Origin of the sequence: Pseudoalteromonas sp. MTN2-4 (genome assembly GCF_042848605.1) — a bacterium.
Taxonomy (GTDB): Bacteria; Pseudomonadota; Gammaproteobacteria; order Enterobacterales; family Alteromonadaceae; genus Pseudoalteromonas.
Genome location: NZ_BTGK01000005.1, coordinates 21,107 through 36,629 on the forward strand (window position 1 = coordinate 21,107; position 15,523 = coordinate 36,629).

At 41.4% G+C, this 15,523-nt stretch carries 15 protein-coding genes; 6 read left to right on the top strand and 9 right to left on the bottom strand.

What is annotated here, in order from left to right; genetic code table 11:
* The first annotated feature begins 133 nt into the window (after positions 1-133).
* From hslR to ACGHEH_RS13070, 3 genes are all read left to right on the top strand, one after another.
* Positions 134-544, top strand: a complete 411-nt coding sequence (gene hslR, locus ACGHEH_RS13060) for a ribosome-associated heat shock protein Hsp15 (RefSeq protein ID WP_058031241.1) — start codon at positions 134-136, stop codon at positions 542-544.
* A gap of 10 nt (positions 545-554) precedes the next feature.
* Positions 555-1,400 carry an Hsp33 family molecular chaperone HslO gene (hslO, locus tag ACGHEH_RS13065; RefSeq protein WP_390446083.1) on the top strand — a complete coding sequence of 282 codons (846 nt, stop codon included), beginning with the start codon at positions 555-557 and terminating at the stop codon, positions 1,398-1,400.
* A gap of 260 nt (positions 1,401-1,660) precedes the next feature.
* On the top strand, positions 1,661-3,199 hold the full coding sequence (locus ACGHEH_RS13070; protein WP_058031243.1) for a phosphoenolpyruvate carboxykinase: 1,539 nt from the start codon (positions 1,661-1,663) through the stop codon (positions 3,197-3,199).
* 452 nt (positions 3,200-3,651) lie between these two features.
* Here the strand turns inward: ACGHEH_RS13070 and ACGHEH_RS13075 are convergent, their stop codons facing one another.
* From ACGHEH_RS13075 to ACGHEH_RS13100, 6 genes are all read right to left on the bottom strand, one after another.
* The gene (locus ACGHEH_RS13075) at positions 3,652-4,326 is read right to left on the bottom strand and encodes a hypothetical protein (protein WP_390446085.1); all 675 of its coding nucleotides are present in this window, start codon (positions 4,324-4,326) and stop codon (positions 3,652-3,654) included.
* Positions 4,323-4,916 carry a hypothetical protein gene (locus tag ACGHEH_RS13080; RefSeq protein ID WP_390446087.1) on the bottom strand — a complete coding sequence of 198 codons (594 nt, stop codon included), beginning with the start codon at positions 4,914-4,916 and terminating at the stop codon, positions 4,323-4,325. The genes ACGHEH_RS13075 and ACGHEH_RS13080 overlap by 4 nt, the downstream gene beginning before the upstream one ends.
* 167 nt (positions 4,917-5,083) lie before the next feature.
* Positions 5,084-5,599 carry a DUF2489 domain-containing protein gene (locus ACGHEH_RS13085; protein ID WP_390446089.1) on the bottom strand — a complete coding sequence of 172 codons (516 nt, stop codon included), beginning with the start codon at positions 5,597-5,599 and terminating at the stop codon, positions 5,084-5,086.
* Complete coding sequence (gene yihI / locus ACGHEH_RS13090; protein WP_390446091.1) at positions 5,599-6,186, bottom strand: Der GTPase-activating protein YihI; 588 nt, start codon at positions 6,184-6,186, stop codon at positions 5,599-5,601. Before yihI ends, ACGHEH_RS13085 begins: the two co-directional genes overlap by 1 nt.
* A 15-nt stretch (positions 6,187-6,201) precedes the next feature.
* Positions 6,202-6,843, bottom strand: coding sequence for a class I SAM-dependent methyltransferase (locus ACGHEH_RS13095; protein ID WP_390446093.1), 642 nt, complete (start codon positions 6,841-6,843; stop codon positions 6,202-6,204).
* A 653-nt stretch (positions 6,844-7,496) separates the two neighbouring features.
* Complete coding sequence (locus ACGHEH_RS13100; RefSeq protein ID WP_349285281.1) at positions 7,497-8,129, bottom strand: c-type cytochrome; 633 nt, start codon at positions 8,127-8,129, stop codon at positions 7,497-7,499.
* A gap of 307 nt (positions 8,130-8,436) precedes the next feature.
* Here ACGHEH_RS13100 and yihA point away from each other — a divergent pair, with 307 nt between their 5' ends.
* A complete protein-coding gene (yihA, locus tag ACGHEH_RS13105; protein WP_390446095.1) occupies positions 8,437-9,099 on the top strand; it encodes a ribosome biogenesis GTP-binding protein YihA/YsxC in 663 nt (220 codons plus the stop codon).
* A 5-nt stretch (positions 9,100-9,104) separates the two neighbouring features.
* Here yihA and ACGHEH_RS13110 read toward each other — a convergent pair whose 3' ends face one another.
* From ACGHEH_RS13110 to polA, 3 genes are all read right to left on the bottom strand, one after another.
* A complete protein-coding gene (locus ACGHEH_RS13110; protein ID WP_138477832.1) occupies positions 9,105-9,623 on the bottom strand; it encodes a DUF1285 domain-containing protein in 519 nt (172 codons plus the stop codon).
* 207 nt (positions 9,624-9,830) lie between these two features.
* Complete coding sequence (locus tag ACGHEH_RS13115) at positions 9,831-10,400, bottom strand: YceI family protein (protein ID WP_390446097.1); 570 nt, start codon at positions 10,398-10,400, stop codon at positions 9,831-9,833.
* Between the two features lie 694 nt (positions 10,401-11,094).
* A complete protein-coding gene (gene polA / locus ACGHEH_RS13120; protein ID WP_390446099.1) occupies positions 11,095-13,842 on the bottom strand; it encodes a DNA polymerase I in 2,748 nt (915 codons plus the stop codon).
* Positions 13,843-14,261: 419 nt separating this feature from the next.
* On the opposite strand from polA, the gene elbB reads away from it, so the two are divergent.
* Both elbB and ACGHEH_RS13130 read left to right on the top strand, forming a co-directional pair.
* Positions 14,262-14,912: an isoprenoid biosynthesis glyoxalase ElbB gene (elbB, locus tag ACGHEH_RS13125; RefSeq protein ID WP_390446101.1), complete on the top strand. Its 651-nt coding sequence runs from the start codon at positions 14,262-14,264 to the stop codon at positions 14,910-14,912.
* A gap of 166 nt (positions 14,913-15,078) precedes the next feature.
* Positions 15,079-15,471 (top strand): cytochrome c5 family protein, encoded by a 393-nt coding sequence (locus ACGHEH_RS13130; RefSeq protein WP_058031255.1) that lies wholly within the window; start codon positions 15,079-15,081, stop codon positions 15,469-15,471.
* Positions 15,472-15,523 lie beyond the last annotated feature (52 nt).

The window sequence follows — 15,523 nt, forward strand, 5'->3', positions numbered from 1 at the left end:
TTGTGACACTTGCATTACGTGAGATTACCCACATTATGTTGAAGGAAGGGTGAACAGCGCCCGCTTTTGTTGGGCCTGAATATATGATAAATTTCACCTCACAAATCCCTCAATCCTTGATGGTATTCTCGTTGTGAAAAAACAATCCTCTGAACAAAACAGCCAAATAGAAGCGGTTCGCTTAGATAAGTGGCTTTGGGCAGCGCGTTTTTACAAAACCCGCAGTATTGCTCGAGAAATGATCCAAGGTGGTAAAGTACACTATAACGGTCAGCGCTGTAAACCCAGTAAAACGGTTGAAATTGGTGCGACTGTCAACCTTGCTCAGGGTTATGAGGAAAAGGAAGTGACGATTTTAAAGGTCTATGACAAGCGTCAGGCCGCGCCACTTGCTCAGCTATTATATGAAGAAGCTGAGCACAGTATAGAAAAGCGAGAGCAAAACGCCATCGCTAGAAAGAACAACAGCTTTTTTGCGCCGCGCCCGGAAACCAAACCGGATAAAAAACAACGTCGCGAATTACTAAAGTTAAAATCAAGCTAGGATTTTATAAATGCAATCAGATTTATTACACCGTTACATTTTCGATCAGTTAGACGTTCGTGGTGAACTAGTACAAATCGAACAAACGTTTAAAGACATTATCGGTGAACACGACTACCCAGAACCTGTAAAGCAATTATTAGGTGAGTTGCTAGTCGCAACCAGCCTACTGACCGCCACTTTAAAATTTGAAGGCGATATCGCGGTGCAACTGCAAGGTGATGGCCCAGTTAAATATGCGGTAATAAACGGTGACCACAATCAAAATATGCGCGGTATTGCGCGCTTACAAGGCGAAGTTACGGGTAGCAGTATTCAAGACCTAATGGGTCAGGGATATATGGTTATCACTATCACCCCAACTAAAGGTGAACGCTACCAAGGTATTGTACCTTTGACCTCTGATAATTTAGCAGAATGTCTAGAAGGTTACTTTGAACAGTCTGAGCAGTTAAAGACGCGTTTATGGTTTGCAACACGCACTTCGGGTGAGCAACTCAAAGCTGCTGGTTTGTTTTTACAGGTTTTACCTGTAAATAAAGAAAAATCACAACAAGATTTCACTCATCTAGAAGCACTTAGTAACACCATCAAAGATGAAGAATTACTAGATCTAGATGCTCAAACGGTACTGACACGTCTATATCACGAAGACAACCCACAATTGTTCGAGCCCCAAGAGCTAAACTTTGTTTGTGGCTGTAGTCGAGACAAGACCATCAATGCTCTGGTGAATGTAGGCCAAGATGAATTACTGGCTCAAGTTGCAGAAGACGGTGAAATAAATATCAGTTGTCATTACTGTCTGAAAAATTACCGATTTGATGAACAAGATATCAAGGCTATTTTTAACTAAAAGTAGTATTGACTCAGCATAAGCTAAAAAGCCGTCAAAACGACGGCTTTTTTATGTCTAAAAAATGATACCGGTGTCATTTTAAATGGCTTTTTATGACACCGGTATCATTGAAATTATTCAAGTTTTTTACCAAATTTATACCTTTTTAACCCTTCCAAAGGCTCGAATATCTCAATTTCATCTGTTACTATAATTTCAGCTTAAGAGTATTAAGAACTCAGAGCTATCCCGTTCAATTCTCACATTTAGGTAATAACATGACATCAAGCGCTACTCGTTTTGTCGATTTAACTGCAGCTGAACTTGTCGAACACGCAATTAGCCGTGGCGAAGGGACTTTAGCCGCAAATGGAGCTTTCGTAGCTAAAACTGGCCGTCGTACAGGTCGTTCACCAAGTGACCGTTTTATCGTTAAAGAGCCAAGCACCGAAACTGAAATCCAATGGGGCAATGTTAACCGTCCTTTCGATGCTGAAAAGTTTGATGCGCTATGGGCACGTGTAGAAGCACACGTACAGGAAAATGACCACTTCGTCTCTCACCTAGAAGTTGGCGCAGATCCTGAACACTACCTTCCAGTTGTTGTAACAACTGAAACAGCGTGGCACCACATCTTCGCTAAAAACATGTTTATTGAACCTAAATCATACAATGCATCAGATTTACCTCAGTGGCAGATCTTAAATGTACCTTCATTTGTATGTGACCCAGAGCGTGATGGCACAAACAGCGATGGTACAGTTATCATCAACTTTGCACAGCGCAAAGTACTACTGGCAGGTATGCATTACGCCGGTGAAATGAAGAAGTCGATGTTCTCTGTTCAGAACTTCCTACTTCCTGCAAAAGGTGTTTTACCAATGCACTGTAGTGCAAACGTTGGTGAAGCTGGCGACACAGCATTATTCTTCGGTCTTTCTGGTACTGGTAAAACTACTTTATCAGCAGATCCAACGCGCTTCCTTATCGGTGATGACGAGCACGGTTGGGCACCTGGCAGCGTATTTAACATCGAAGGCGGTTGTTACGCTAAATGTATCGACCTTTCGCAAAAGAACGAACCTGTTATCTGGAACGCAATCAAGTTCGGTACAATTCTAGAAAACGTAGTACTAGATGAAAACCGTGTACCAGACTTTAACGACACAAGCCTAACGCAAAACACGCGTGCAGCTTACCCACTAGAGCACGTTGAAAAGCGTAAAGTTGAAAACCGTGCAGGTGAGCCAAAAGCAGTTGTATTCTTAACATGTGACGTAAGTGGTGTTCTACCACCAGTATCTGTACTTTCTGAAGAAGCAGCAGCTTACCACTTCTTAAGTGGTTACACAGCGAAAGTAGGTTCAACTGAAATCGGTTCAACGTCTGACATCGAGTCAACGTTCTCAACTTGTTTCGGCGCACCATTCTTCCCACGTCCAGCTGGCGTTTACGCAGAGCTTCTAATGAAGCGTGTACGTGAGTTTGGCGCGAAAGTATACCTAGTTAACACAGGTTGGACAGGTGGTCCTTACGGCATTGGTAAGCGTTTTGACATCCCTACAACACGTGCTGTTGTTGATGCTATCGTATCTGGTAACCTTGCTGATGTTGAAACTCAACACATCGAGTCACTGAATCTAGACGTACCAGTAGCAGTACCAGGTGTTGCAACTGAACTTCTTAACCCAATCAATACTTGGGAAGACAAAGAGAAGTACGCTGAGTACGCAGCTAAATTAGCAACTGACTTCCAAGCTAACTTTGAGAAGTACGATGTATCAGAAGCGATTAAGCAAGCTGGTCCTCGCGGCTAATTAGCAAAACCAATTCCTTTATCAAAAGCGCCCCCCGTTGGGCGTTTTTTTGTGCCTGAAATACAGCATATTGACCGACTTAATTTGGGTAAGTATAAAATTAACGGCTGAGCATACTGCTAAGAAAAACGCCCTGCTGAAGAAATGTCTAATGAGCTGTCGTTGACGAATATGGCCTCTCCCCATATCAACCAAGTTAAACATATTAGCTTCATAGATATAGCCCCGTGGCTATTGATTACGTCGCTCTAACAGCTACTATCTTAAACGTTTAGTTAAGCCTCCCTCAGAAAAAGACTCTATACCCTAGGTATCACCGACTTTATGTCGGGTTTGTATTTCCTTTTTTAGCCCTCGACACAACTGACACCATCTACTTTAGATAGACTCCATACTGACAACAAACCCAATTCAAGGTACCACTACAAAGAGACAGCGATAAGAAGACATGACTAGTTATCATAGTCCTGGCTAGCAAGCTGCACACTGGCGATATTATCGCGAGTAATCAACAAAACTTGCTTTAACTCTACAGAGTAAAAAAAGCTAAACCGCTCGGTTTCTGTGACTAGCTTTAAATGGTCAAAACGAAGCATAGATTGTTCATGAATTGACACTGGATTTACCAAGTCAATCTGATAAACCTTACCCCCCTCTTGGAGCACACTTTTTGCATCATTATGGCCGCTTACAGCTGAGTAAATCATTGGCATAGTAAGAAGAGCAAACATACCTAAAATAAGAGGATTCACTTTATAAAAAGGCCGCCATGTCTCAAACCAGCTTCTCCAACCTACACTCGGCTCAGTTCGTTTTGACTTTGCTTTCTCACTTTTTTGTATTAAGAAAAACCCGATTGCAGTGGTGCTAATCGCTCCAATACAAGAATATAAAATTTGAGGGGTTGCCAGAAACGCCATGAAGAAGTCAACCAGCTCTAGATATTTGATAATGTCCACACCAACGCCACGCCCAAGTACATAGAGATAAATTAAACCTGAGAAACTGAGCGCCAGATAAGTTAAGGACAATAACACACTGGGGTGCTCATAGAAAAAAGCTTTGTTTTTTTCTAATGAAGATTTAAACCAAGCAAAATATGCTTCATCCGTCGTGATCCGATTCATATCTCCCCCTGTTTTACATTAAAAATAGTGGCGATATTTCCCAGAGGTACCACTACCGATTTTTTTGTATCTGGATGGTAAATAAACACATACCGACTTGTACTGGCCACCACTTTTACTGCATTTAATTTTGTTATCGTGTTACCTAGCCAATTCACTGGATAGTTAAAACTGACCTCGACTAAATCTGGCTTTGTATGTTTGATTTCGCTAGCTCGACTCTCTGCCAAAATATTTGCACTAAAAAAAATAGCGATGACTGAAGAGCTAAAGCCATATAAAACGGGGATCTTTAAAAATGGCCGGTTCAAGGCACTCATAAATTTGCCAATAGACAAAAATTGAATACTTGAAGAAGCGCGATCTATGGGAATAAAGAAGACCAATAGCACCAGAAAGGCAACGAATGCTCCGAGTAACCAAAAGCTTGAAAAAATAATCGTAAGAAAATCACCGAGCCCAATGTGTTTTAGCCCATCAAAACCAAAGTGAGACAACAAACACGTCAGATAGTACAGACCCGCACCACTTGAAACCAAGTAAATTACAGCTGGCAAAAGACTAGGGTTAACTTTTAAAAAGCGCTTCACTTCAAGCAACTGTCGAAGATAACGAAAATGATAAACGCGAGTTAAATGATCCATATTTATGCTTTTATTTTTTCTTTGATTTTAACGTTATCGCTGCTTTATGTCATTAATGGAACAAGCACAAAAAACGCGACCTTGGTCGCGTTTCTTTTACTTTTTAAAAGTGATTACTGGAATACCACGTTCTCACTGCCAGGCAAGGCTTGGAACTCGCTAACCAGTTGCTCACAATCTTTAAGAATGTCTTTCTCAAGACGTTCTTCAGCACGCCAGCGCTCAGTGTCCATTTTGAAGATTTCTTTTTTAGAGTACTTCTTACGAGCATCGTGCGTCGGCATGTCTTTTACCACTTCATACATTTGATGAATGCCCGGGTAAATTTCTTCTAGGTTAACTTCTTTCTCAAAACCATATTGAGAAATAAGAACCCAAATACGCAAACACCCTTCCGAATACTCACATTGCTTTTGATTCATGGCTTTAGCAATGAGATTAATACTGTCAGCAAGCTTGGCATTACGCTCTTGACGCTTTTTCTTTTGCTCAGCTTCATGTTCTGCACGCTTTTTGGCAATGAGTTCATTTTGAGCTTTCACTTGCCAAATCAGCTTACCTGCATAAAAAGATAAACCAGCAATAATAAGTGCACCAATAACCAGTGCAATGATCCACTCAGTTGCCATTATTTATACTCTTCATCGTCGTCATCAAACCACTCATTAGCCAAATCGTCTGACATGAAGTTCTCTAAAGGATCATCTTCAATGATGTCATCTTCTTCAAACTCATCATCAATACCGAGTAGCTCGCACAGCTCTTGGTGACGTGCTACTGAGCGATTGAAGAACTTCGCATCTTTACCTGTAATCAACTCACCACGTTCATGCTGCTCCAGTAGCTTCATTAGACGTGGATCATTCTCTAGCTGTTCTAACTCTTGCTCAGGAGTAAGTGACGGCTTCACCTCTTTTAACTCAACCTGAGGCTTTAAGTGACGCATCATCTTAGGTGCAGCAGATTCAGGCTTAGCCGCTTCAGGTTTCAAGCTAATTGGCTTTTTACTGCCTAAACGCTTGTCTTTCTTACCCGAGCCTGCAGTTACTTGCTTGTCTTCTTTAAGCGCCTCCGGTGCATTACGCGACCCAGCTTTGGCGCCCTTAGATTTTTTCTTGCGCTGGTCTTTTAGAGCGCGTAGCTCTAATAGCTTTTCTTTACTTAAACGCGGGGTACCCGTTTGAGCTACCTTACGTGATTTTTTCTTTCTAGTCATAAATCTTCTCTGTCGTTACTTTTTCGACTTAGTTAATACAATGACGTCATTGCCGATAAATTCAACCTGACAGTCAAAGCGCGCCGCGACATAGTCAAATGTTTCACGGCTAAAGAATGCGATATGGGTTAAATCATTTTTATAGTGCCATTGAGCAAACCGATTTTGATCAATAATCAGTTTAGTCATCAATACCAAAGGGCCGCCAGCCTCGAGTAGTGACAGCAATTTTGCTAACACCTCACCGGGCAGAGATAGATGCTCAATTACTTCAGTGCACGTTATGAAGTCATACGTTTTAGTCAGCACTTCAGGCTCATTTGCATAGAACAAATCAAAACAAGCCATTTCAAAGCCTACTTCTTTGAACATTTCTGCCAATAAAGGCCCTGGCCCACAACCAAAGTCTAAGCCCTTGCTGTGTGAAGGTACTCTTTCTATCGTCGGCTCAAAAGCACGAGATAAAAAGCGACGATAACCTTCATCATGTAAGCTATTTTCGTGAGTATCGTAGATGGCTTTTTCATCTTCAGGAGATAAACGATCTCGCTCATCAACAATCACAAGTGCACACTGCGTACATTGTAAATAACGGCGACGTTTATCTTGGTGATAAGGCTGTAACTCATCTGAGCCACATAAACCACATACTGACATGATGAATAAGATACCGACTTTGAAATTGGTCGGCTATTGTACCAGCAAAGCACCGCGGCACAAATAAAAAGGCGGCAGAGATTGCTCTCTACCGCCTATCTAATCTGAGCGTCACAAACTTGGACACTTCTCCCTTCGACTTTTTTAAGCCTTATTATTATTTTTATTTACTATCCGTATTTTTATTAGTGCTTCCGTACATAGTCCATATTGTTTTTATTTTATACTTCCATGAGACTATTTTTTATTTTCGGTCTTCCTAACGCTTTCTTGTTCATCCATAGAGTACCAAGTTAGTACTAACTATTGCTGCCTACGCTTCCAGTTGCGATGTTTCCGTTTTGTTTTGTTGTCTTGGCAACACGTAGTAATCTACTCCTTAATGATTTCGTTACAACTGGTTAATAACCTTTTTTTTGAAAAGATCTGAATCAACTTTATGTGATCAAAATAAAAACAATAACTTACACTTATTTAATGGATAAATTTAAGCAATAACTTACACGCATCTATGGCAAATGTCTTACAAATGGAATGGGTATTATCTAACAAGTATTCGGGGATCAAAAAAGGCAGCCAAGGCTGCCTTTTGACTAATATATAGTTTATTATCAGAAAGATAACTAAACTATACTACTTTAGTAGCTTAGCGATTAGTGTAAGCCACCTAAGTACTTAGAAAGTACTTCAATATCTTTGTCTGTTAATTTTTTCGCGATATCACGCATCATGCCATTCATGTCATTGTTACGTGAACCATCACGGAATTTCTCAAGCTGCGCTTTGATATATCCAGGATGTTGGAAAGATATTTTCGGGAACTTAGCAAGTGATGTACCGTTACCACGTGGACCGTGACACGCTGCACATGAAGGAATACCGCGCTCAGCATCACCTGCCATGTATAACTTTTTACCTACTTCAACTACATCTTCAGGTGTTGTACCTGCACTCATAGTTAGAGAAGCGAAATAAGCAGATAGGTCTTTCATATCTTGATCTGAAAGCGGCATAGCCATACCACTCATTACAGGATCCATACGACCTTCTTTACCACCAGACGTCATACCTAGCTTAAACTCTTTTAACTGCTTATAAATATAGTCAGCGTGCTGACCTGCAATTTTTGGATAAATGTTTACAGGTGCGTTGCCATCTGGACCATGACACGCGGCACAAGTAGCAGCCTTCGCTTTGCCTGCTTCGGCATCGCCATCAAATGCTAGTGCGTTGCTCGCTGACAAGCTACCAAGCAACATCGTTAAAGTTAATGCTATTTTTTTCATGGTAAATTCTCTGTTTCCGACCCTGTAATTAATACCTAGCGATTGAAACACCTATTTTCAGGGTTGCTAGGGAAAAATCAATGCTATTTTTACTTTGCTAGTTGGCTATTCTACACGATTTAAATTTTTCTGGCACGTTTTCTACTCATATTAGACTTATAAATTATAGGGTTTTGACCTAGATTAATTTTAAAAATCAATAAAAAAGTCATTTCACACTGAAATCATCTGTAAATGCTTGCTTTTGCCAAATAACTAACTGGTATAAAATAGCCTAATTAATATCTTCAATCTGTCAGGAGAGCCCGTGATCAAGTCACGAATGAAATACCAAACAGCCACATTTATTACCAGTGCACCAGATATCAGCCGTCTACCAATTGATTCTGGTATTGAGGTCGCATTTGCTGGCCGTTCGAACGCGGGTAAATCAAGCGCATTAAATGCACTGACCGATCAAAAGCTAGCAAGAACCAGTAAGACACCGGGTCGTACGCAACTTATCAATACCTTCGAATTAGATGAAGATAAGCGCTTAATCGATTTACCGGGTTATGGCTTTGCAAAAGTCCCTCTTGAGATGAAGAAAAAGTGGCAACGCGCGCTGGGCGAATACTTACAAAAGCGTAAGAGTCTAAAAGGCATCGTTGTCCTAATGGATATTCGCCATCCACTTAAAGATCTGGATATGGATTTAATTAACTGGGCGGTCGATTCAGAAATCCCAGTCTTAGCACTATTAACCAAAGCAGATAAATTAAAGCAAGGTAAGCGTAAAGCTGAAGTCCTTCAGGTTAAAAAGAAATTAGCTGAACTCGACGCAGACATTACCGTGTGTGCTTTCTCTTCATTGAAAGGGATTGGCTTGAAAGAGCTTGCTTGGAAACTTGATGACTGGTATTTAGGCCCTTATAAGCCTGAAGATGATGTTGAAACAGAGTCAGAGCCCGAACAGCCAGACTCTGAATAAGCACGTTAAGTCAGATAATATGACTGCCCCGCTGAGTTAAGATAGAGACCTTTGCCATCTTGCTCAGCGCTTTCTGCCCACTGATAATAAACCACCCTATTCACCCTTGCCGCCAAGCCATAGTTCAACTTTAAGTAAGGCACCTCTTGTCCTTGATATAAACGAGTTTCGATTTCAAACTCGCCCAATATTGGCCATTCTCGTTCAAGGTTATCTTGGCAAACAATCACATTACCTTGTTCTGAACTTATTACTCGCCAACCAACAATGATAAATGGCACATCTTCTACATCAACCTCACATTGTTCTGCAGGTGTTGTAACGGTATAAACGCCGTCTTGACACTGCAATACACTGGCAAATAACCGACAAAGTGCCTGCCTTTTAATTTCGGAATCTTGGTAGTACCAACGCCCTTCTTTATCAATGCGAATATCACCGCTACTGCAAGTTTGTTGTGGCCACTTTTCGGTTGGCGCGTGTGGCGTCAGTAACGCCGCTTGTAATTCATTCAGGCTTTGCATTTCTAACTAACCTGTACTCTGGATAATAAATCTTTCTCCAGCGGCCACTTTCAACGCTAACATCGTTGAATTTACTTACAATAGGCGAGCTATTGACTCGTAAACTCGCCTTGTTATCCTTAAAAGTTTCCGGCTGCAGACTTTAAAAAACATGTATCAATTCAATATCAACACGTGAATAAATCCCTTAACCACAGCTCAGGTTAACTAAAAGTCTTGCTGGTTAAATACTAAATTAAAGGTCACAGGCACAGATTGCGCAATACTGTCTAGTCCTGCAATTTTACGCAGCGCTTCGATACCCTGTTCAAGTTTATAATCAGCAGCATTCACTAAAACTGCTTTAGTTGGACTAACGATTAATTGCCTTGCCGTTTGCACAACCGCAAGGTCTAACATGAGCTGTTGCTTTTGACCATGCAGATTAAGTGTCACCGGTACTGATTTTAGTACCTGATAGCCTAGTTTTAAGCTGCCTAAATACGGCGCTAAATCGGCTTCAATCACAGCCTTAGGAAATTGCGCGACATTAAACAACATTTTTTGCATACGCTCATTACGAATCGGGATCAGCGACTCAACACTCGCCAACTCAATCACCATGCTTAATTGATTGTCATCTATCTGCGCTGCAAGTTGTTCAAAATGATGGTTTTCAGCAATGCTGTTTTTCTTAATAGAAGTGAAGCTCAGTTGGCTTGCATCATTATCTAATTGCCAGGCGGCAAATGCTTGAGTCGACAGTAAAGACAGAGAAAGAAGTACAGGTTTAAGCATGACGAGTCCTATCTAAAATTATTTGTTAGCCATTACGGTATGAATTTAAAAACCGATTTCGCAAAAATTGAATTATAACAATCCGCTTAACCAAGTGGTCTATTTTGAGGCAAGAAAACCTTGTTGGTAGCACAGCTCACGCGTCCTGCTATCGCTGAGGTACCTACATCCATGTAGACAAGGCAAATATTTCGTTATTTAGTTGTTCTAAATGAGAAATCTTTAACGCAGCTATCATCAGGTTTAATCCCTATAAATGATTAAGTGTTAGTGCGGATTGGTATTAATGTCAGAAAGGTACAGTGTAACTGTCGAGGAATTATGAAGGAATTAAAAATAATAAAAGTCGTGAAGAAAAAAACGGCCCTCGAAAACTAGGAGGGCCGCTATAGCAATTCTGGGGAGAAGCTATCAATACTCAGTATCTTCTTGCGAGAGATACATCATCAACAGGATGTCCTACAGGATGAGGACGCGCGCACTGTAACAAATGGATACAAAAAAATAAATGCCAAAAAGCAAAACTTAGGCCAATTTGATATTTTTTAAACATTCTGTTGCCTAAGTTTACGCTTTTTTTACTTTATAGCCCTTGTAAGCCCCGCTATATCTGAGTACTAACTTAATTGCTCTATTTTCTTAAGACATAAAAAAAGAGGCATAAAGCCTCTTTTTTAAAGTTCGAGTAAGCTAATTAGTGTGCTTGTTCCCAGTTGTCGCCGTAATCAGCTTCAACTAACAATGGCACATCTAAATTGGCCGCTTCGCTCATTAAAGAACAAATGCGTTCGCTAAACGCTTCTACTTTATCTTTCGCTATTTCAAATACTAATTCATCGTGCACTTGCATAAGTAGTTTGATGTCATTGGTCGTTTGCGTAGCAAGCCATTGTGCCACTTTCAGCATGGCTTTTTTGATGATATCAGCGGCGGTGCCTTGCATTGGTGCGTTGATCGCTGCGCGCTCAGCCGCTTTACGACGCGCACCATTTCTTGCCTTGATATCTGGCAAATGCAAGCGACGGCCAAATAGCGTTTCGACATACCCTTTTTCAGCTGCTTCTTCGCGCGTACGTTCCATATATTCAAGTACACCCGGGAAGCGCTCAAAATACTTATCCATATAATGTTGTGCTTCATTACGTGGAATATCGAGCTGACGCGCTAAACCAAAGGCACTCATGCCGTAGATCAAACCGAAGTTAACCGCTTTTGCTTTACGACGCATATCCGAGGTGACCTCTTCAAGTGGTACACCGAATACTTCAGATGCTGTTGCACTGTGTACGTCTTTACCTTCAGCGAATGCTTTCAATAAGCCTGCATCTTGTGACAAGTGCGCCATAATACGCAATTCAATCTGGCTGTAGTCCGCCGCCAAAATCACGTGCCCTTCATCGGCAATAAATGCCTGACGAATACGACGACCCGCTTCATTTCGGATTGGAATATTCTGTAAGTTTGGATCGCTTGAGCTTAGACGACCTGTTGCGGTCACAGCCTGATGATAAGAGGTATGTACACGACCCGTTTCAGGGTTCACTAGCTTAGGCAGTTTCTCGGTATAAGTAGATTTAAGCTTAGCTAAACCACGGTGCTCAATGATAAGTTTCGGCAACGGATAATCATGTGCTAATTCTTGCAGTACTTCTTCAGCCGTTGAAGGGGCACCTTTAGGGGTTTTCTTCAATACCGGCAAGCCAAGCTTGTCGAATAGGATCGCTTGTAATTGCTTAGTCGAACTTAAGTTAAATTCTTCGCCTGCAATCTCGTACGCTTCTTTTTCAAGCTCAGTTAGGCGCGCAGCGATTTCGACACTTTGCTCTGCCAACATTTGGCTATCGATTTTCACACCGGTACGTTCGATATCTGATAGCACAGATAGTAACGGCAGCTCAATGTCGTTAAATACAGGGAGTAGATCTGATTGCTCTTCCAGCATAGGCCATAGTTGATTATGCAGACGCAATGTGATGTCAGCGTCTTCTGCGGCGTAAGGTGCAGCTTTCTCTAACTCAATTTGATTAAATGTCAGTTGCGCTTTGCCTTTACCGGCAATTTCTTCAAAGCTGATATTCTTATGGCCTAAGTATTTTAATGCCAATGAGTCCATATCATGACGTGTGCCAACACTATTAAATACATAAGACTCAAGCATAGTATCAAAAGCAATACCATTGAGTTCTAAACCAGCTCTAGCCAATACGCTTTTATCGTATTTAAGGTTCTGTCCTACTTTTCTAACATTGTCATCAGCCAGAATTGGACCTAATACGTCGAATACTAGCGCTTTCGAAAGTTGCTCCGGCGCGCCCATGTAATCATGCGCAATCGGTAAGTAAGCGGCTTCGCCTTCTGTCACCGCAAAGCTCATACCGACTAAATCAGCTTGCATATAGTCTAAGCTGGTTGTTTCGGTATCAAATGCTATTAGCTCTGCACTTTTAAGCTTTTCGGCCCAAGCGGTTAACTGAGCTTCAGTTAAAATGGTTTCGTAATGCGCTTCGATTTTTTTCGCTTCAGGCAGTGCTTGCTCTGCTGCTGTTTTAGGCGCTTCTTTACCGTCTAGTAATTCACTGAGCCAACGCTTAAATTCACATTGCCCATAAAGTTCGATCAAACGATCTTTATTCATGTCAGCAATCGCGAAAGTCTCTAGGTTTTGCTCAACTTCAACGTCTAGTTTAATGGTCGCTAATTCATAAGACAGCTCTAGCTGCGCTTTATGTTCTTCGAGTTTTTTAGCCATGGTTTTAGAACCACGGAAACCAAGACCCGCAATATCATCCAATCTTTCATAGAGTGACTTAATTGAGCCAATGCCTTGCAGCATAGCCAGTGCCGTTTTTTCACCCACACCTGGCACACCTGGGATGTTATCGACCTTATCACCCATCAGAGCAAGATAATCAATGATAAGCTCAGGACCAATACCAAACTTATCAACCACACCCTGTGGATCAAGAACGGTATCAGTCATGGTGTTAATTAAGGTGACATGCTCATTCACGAGCTGAGCCATATCTTTATCGCCCGTGCTGATCAACACATGACGTTGCTGCTCAGACGCAATGCGTGCAAAGGTACCTATTACATCATCGGCTTCAACGCCTGTGATGCTAACTAAAGGTAAACCCATGGCTTTGATAATCTCATGGATCGGTTCAATTTGAGTACGCAGATCATCAGGCATTGGCGGGCGGTGCGCTTTATACTCGCTGTACATTTCATTTCTAAATGTCGGACCCTTGGCGTCAAATACGACAACCATATGGCTCGGGTTAAATTGCCTAACCAGGCTCTTCAACATATTGATCACACCATAGATGGCACCCGTCGCTTCACCTTTTGAATTGGTTAAATGCGGTGGAGCATGATACGCACGGAATAAATAAGAAGAACCATCGACCAAGATCAAAGGATTTTCGGGGATCTGAGACATAATTTAGTGGATCCTAAATGAACTTTTAAAAACCCAGTAAGGATGCCATAAGCAAGCGGATAACTCGAGTAATTATGTCCAGATAAAGCCTATTCGAAGCAGAACAATCTGTGGATAACTTTGTAGATAAAGATGTAAATATTCAGGATGTAAATTTCAAGATCGAGAAAGCAGCCCTAAAACCTTTGATTTTAAGGGGGTTTAACATTTTGCGCTTAAACAGAAATATAAAGCGAAATGTGGAAAAGCTAATTTATTGGCGGTCATTGCCACTGTTATTATTTACCACTCTTCCAAAGCGGGCGGACATACTACCAAGATTTGATCAGAGATCAAACAAGATCCTTTATAATTTTTTGATCTGAACATACACTACTTTCAATATAAATAGGTTTATCAACTTTAAAGAAGGAAAAACCATGAAAAAAGTCGCGATAATACTGAGTGGCTGTGGCGTGTTTGATGGTGCCGAGATCCATGAGTCTGTTCTAACTATGTTGCATTTAGAAATGGCAGGAGCAAGTTACCAATGCTTCGCACCAAATATTGATCAACACCATGTGGTTAATCATCTTAACGGCGAAGAAATGGACCAAAAGCGCAACGTACTTATTGAAGCTGCACGGATTGCGAGAGGTGAAATACATGACCTTGATACGCTTAATGCAAATGACTTTGATGCACTCGCGATCCCTGGTGGTTTTGGCGTAGCGAAAAACTTAAGTGACTTTGCGTTTAAAGGCGGTGAGTCGACAATTCTTGCGGCTTTAAAAACTACTTGTGAAGCATTTAATCAGCAAAAGAAACCTATCGCTTATGTCTGTATCGCCCCTGCATTGGTTGGCCATATACATGCTAAAGGTATCAAAGCAACCATTGGCAATGACGCAGACACTGCCGCTGCTATGTCTGCATTAGGTGCTGAACATATTAACTGTGCAGTTGATGACATAGTTATTGATGAAGCTCAAAAGGTAATTAGTACGCCAGCCTACATGCTTGCTCAGTCTATTTCAGAGGCATCCGCAGGTATTCAAAAAGCCATGGCCAAGCTTGTAGAGTTAGCTTAATCCGCTCTAAGTCAGTGGCTAAAGTTGCGTTAACGCAAAAAATAATCAGTTTTTAGTCTAATTTGCCAAGTTAACGTTTTATAAATCAATAGGTGGCGTTATAATCGCGTGATTATTCCGTCATCTATCGTGATTGAGCACATCACCAACGAAGTGAGCAAGACAAATGAAAAAACTTTCAGCAGCTTTATTATTGCTATCAACAACTGTTTACGCACAACCTTTTGATAACGCTTTAACTGACGAAGCGATTAAAAAACGCTTAGCACCAGTAGGTTCAGTATACTTAGCAGGTGCAGCAGCTGCCGCTCCAGCAGCGCCTACCGGCCCTCGTTCAGGTGAGCAAGTTTATCAGGTGTCATGTGCTGCTTGTCATGGTACAGGTGCACTAGGCGCGCCAAAAACAGCTGATGACTGGGCTGCTCGTTTGACAAAAGGTCGTGAGTTATTAGTAGAGCATGCAATTAATGGTTTTAATGCAATGCCACCTCGCGGTACTTGTATGGATTGTTCTGATGAAGAGATTGCAGCAGCAGTCGATTTCATGACTAAAAAGTAATACTTTTTAATGAGAGGTGGCCATCACCTCTCATTTAAATTCAATTTTTCTC

What these genes read in the sequence shown, in the direction of transcription:
- ACGHEH_RS13130 (WP_058031255.1), top strand. Translation starts at nt 15,079, where the DNA reads ATGAAAAAACTTTCAGCAGCTTTATTATTGCTATCAACAACTGTTTAC.
- ACGHEH_RS13110 (WP_138477832.1), bottom strand. Translation starts at nt 9,623, where the DNA reads ATGCAAAGCCTGAATGAATTACAAGCGGCGTTACTGACGCCACACGCG.
- polA (WP_390446099.1), bottom strand. Translation starts at nt 13,842, where the DNA reads ATGTCTCAGATCCCCGAAAATCCTTTGATCTTGGTCGATGGTTCTTCT.
- ACGHEH_RS13100 (WP_349285281.1), bottom strand. Translation starts at nt 8,129, where the DNA reads ATGAAAAAAATAGCATTAACTTTAACGATGTTGCTTGGTAGCTTGTCA.
- ACGHEH_RS13095 (WP_390446093.1), bottom strand. Translation starts at nt 6,843, where the DNA reads ATGTCAGTATGTGGTTTATGTGGCTCAGATGAGTTACAGCCTTATCAC.
- elbB (WP_390446101.1), top strand. Translation starts at nt 14,262, where the DNA reads ATGAAAAAAGTCGCGATAATACTGAGTGGCTGTGGCGTGTTTGATGGT.
- hslO (WP_390446083.1), top strand. Translation starts at nt 555, where the DNA reads ATGCAATCAGATTTATTACACCGTTACATTTTCGATCAGTTAGACGTT.
- yihI (WP_390446091.1), bottom strand. Translation starts at nt 6,186, where the DNA reads ATGACTAGAAAGAAAAAATCACGTAAGGTAGCTCAAACGGGTACCCCG.
- ACGHEH_RS13075 (WP_390446085.1), bottom strand. Translation starts at nt 4,326, where the DNA reads ATGAATCGGATCACGACGGATGAAGCATATTTTGCTTGGTTTAAATCT.
- ACGHEH_RS13085 (WP_390446089.1), bottom strand. Translation starts at nt 5,599, where the DNA reads ATGGCAACTGAGTGGATCATTGCACTGGTTATTGGTGCACTTATTATT.
- ACGHEH_RS13115 (WP_390446097.1), bottom strand. Translation starts at nt 10,400, where the DNA reads ATGCTTAAACCTGTACTTCTTTCTCTGTCTTTACTGTCGACTCAAGCA.
- ACGHEH_RS13070 (WP_058031243.1), top strand. Translation starts at nt 1,661, where the DNA reads ATGACATCAAGCGCTACTCGTTTTGTCGATTTAACTGCAGCTGAACTT.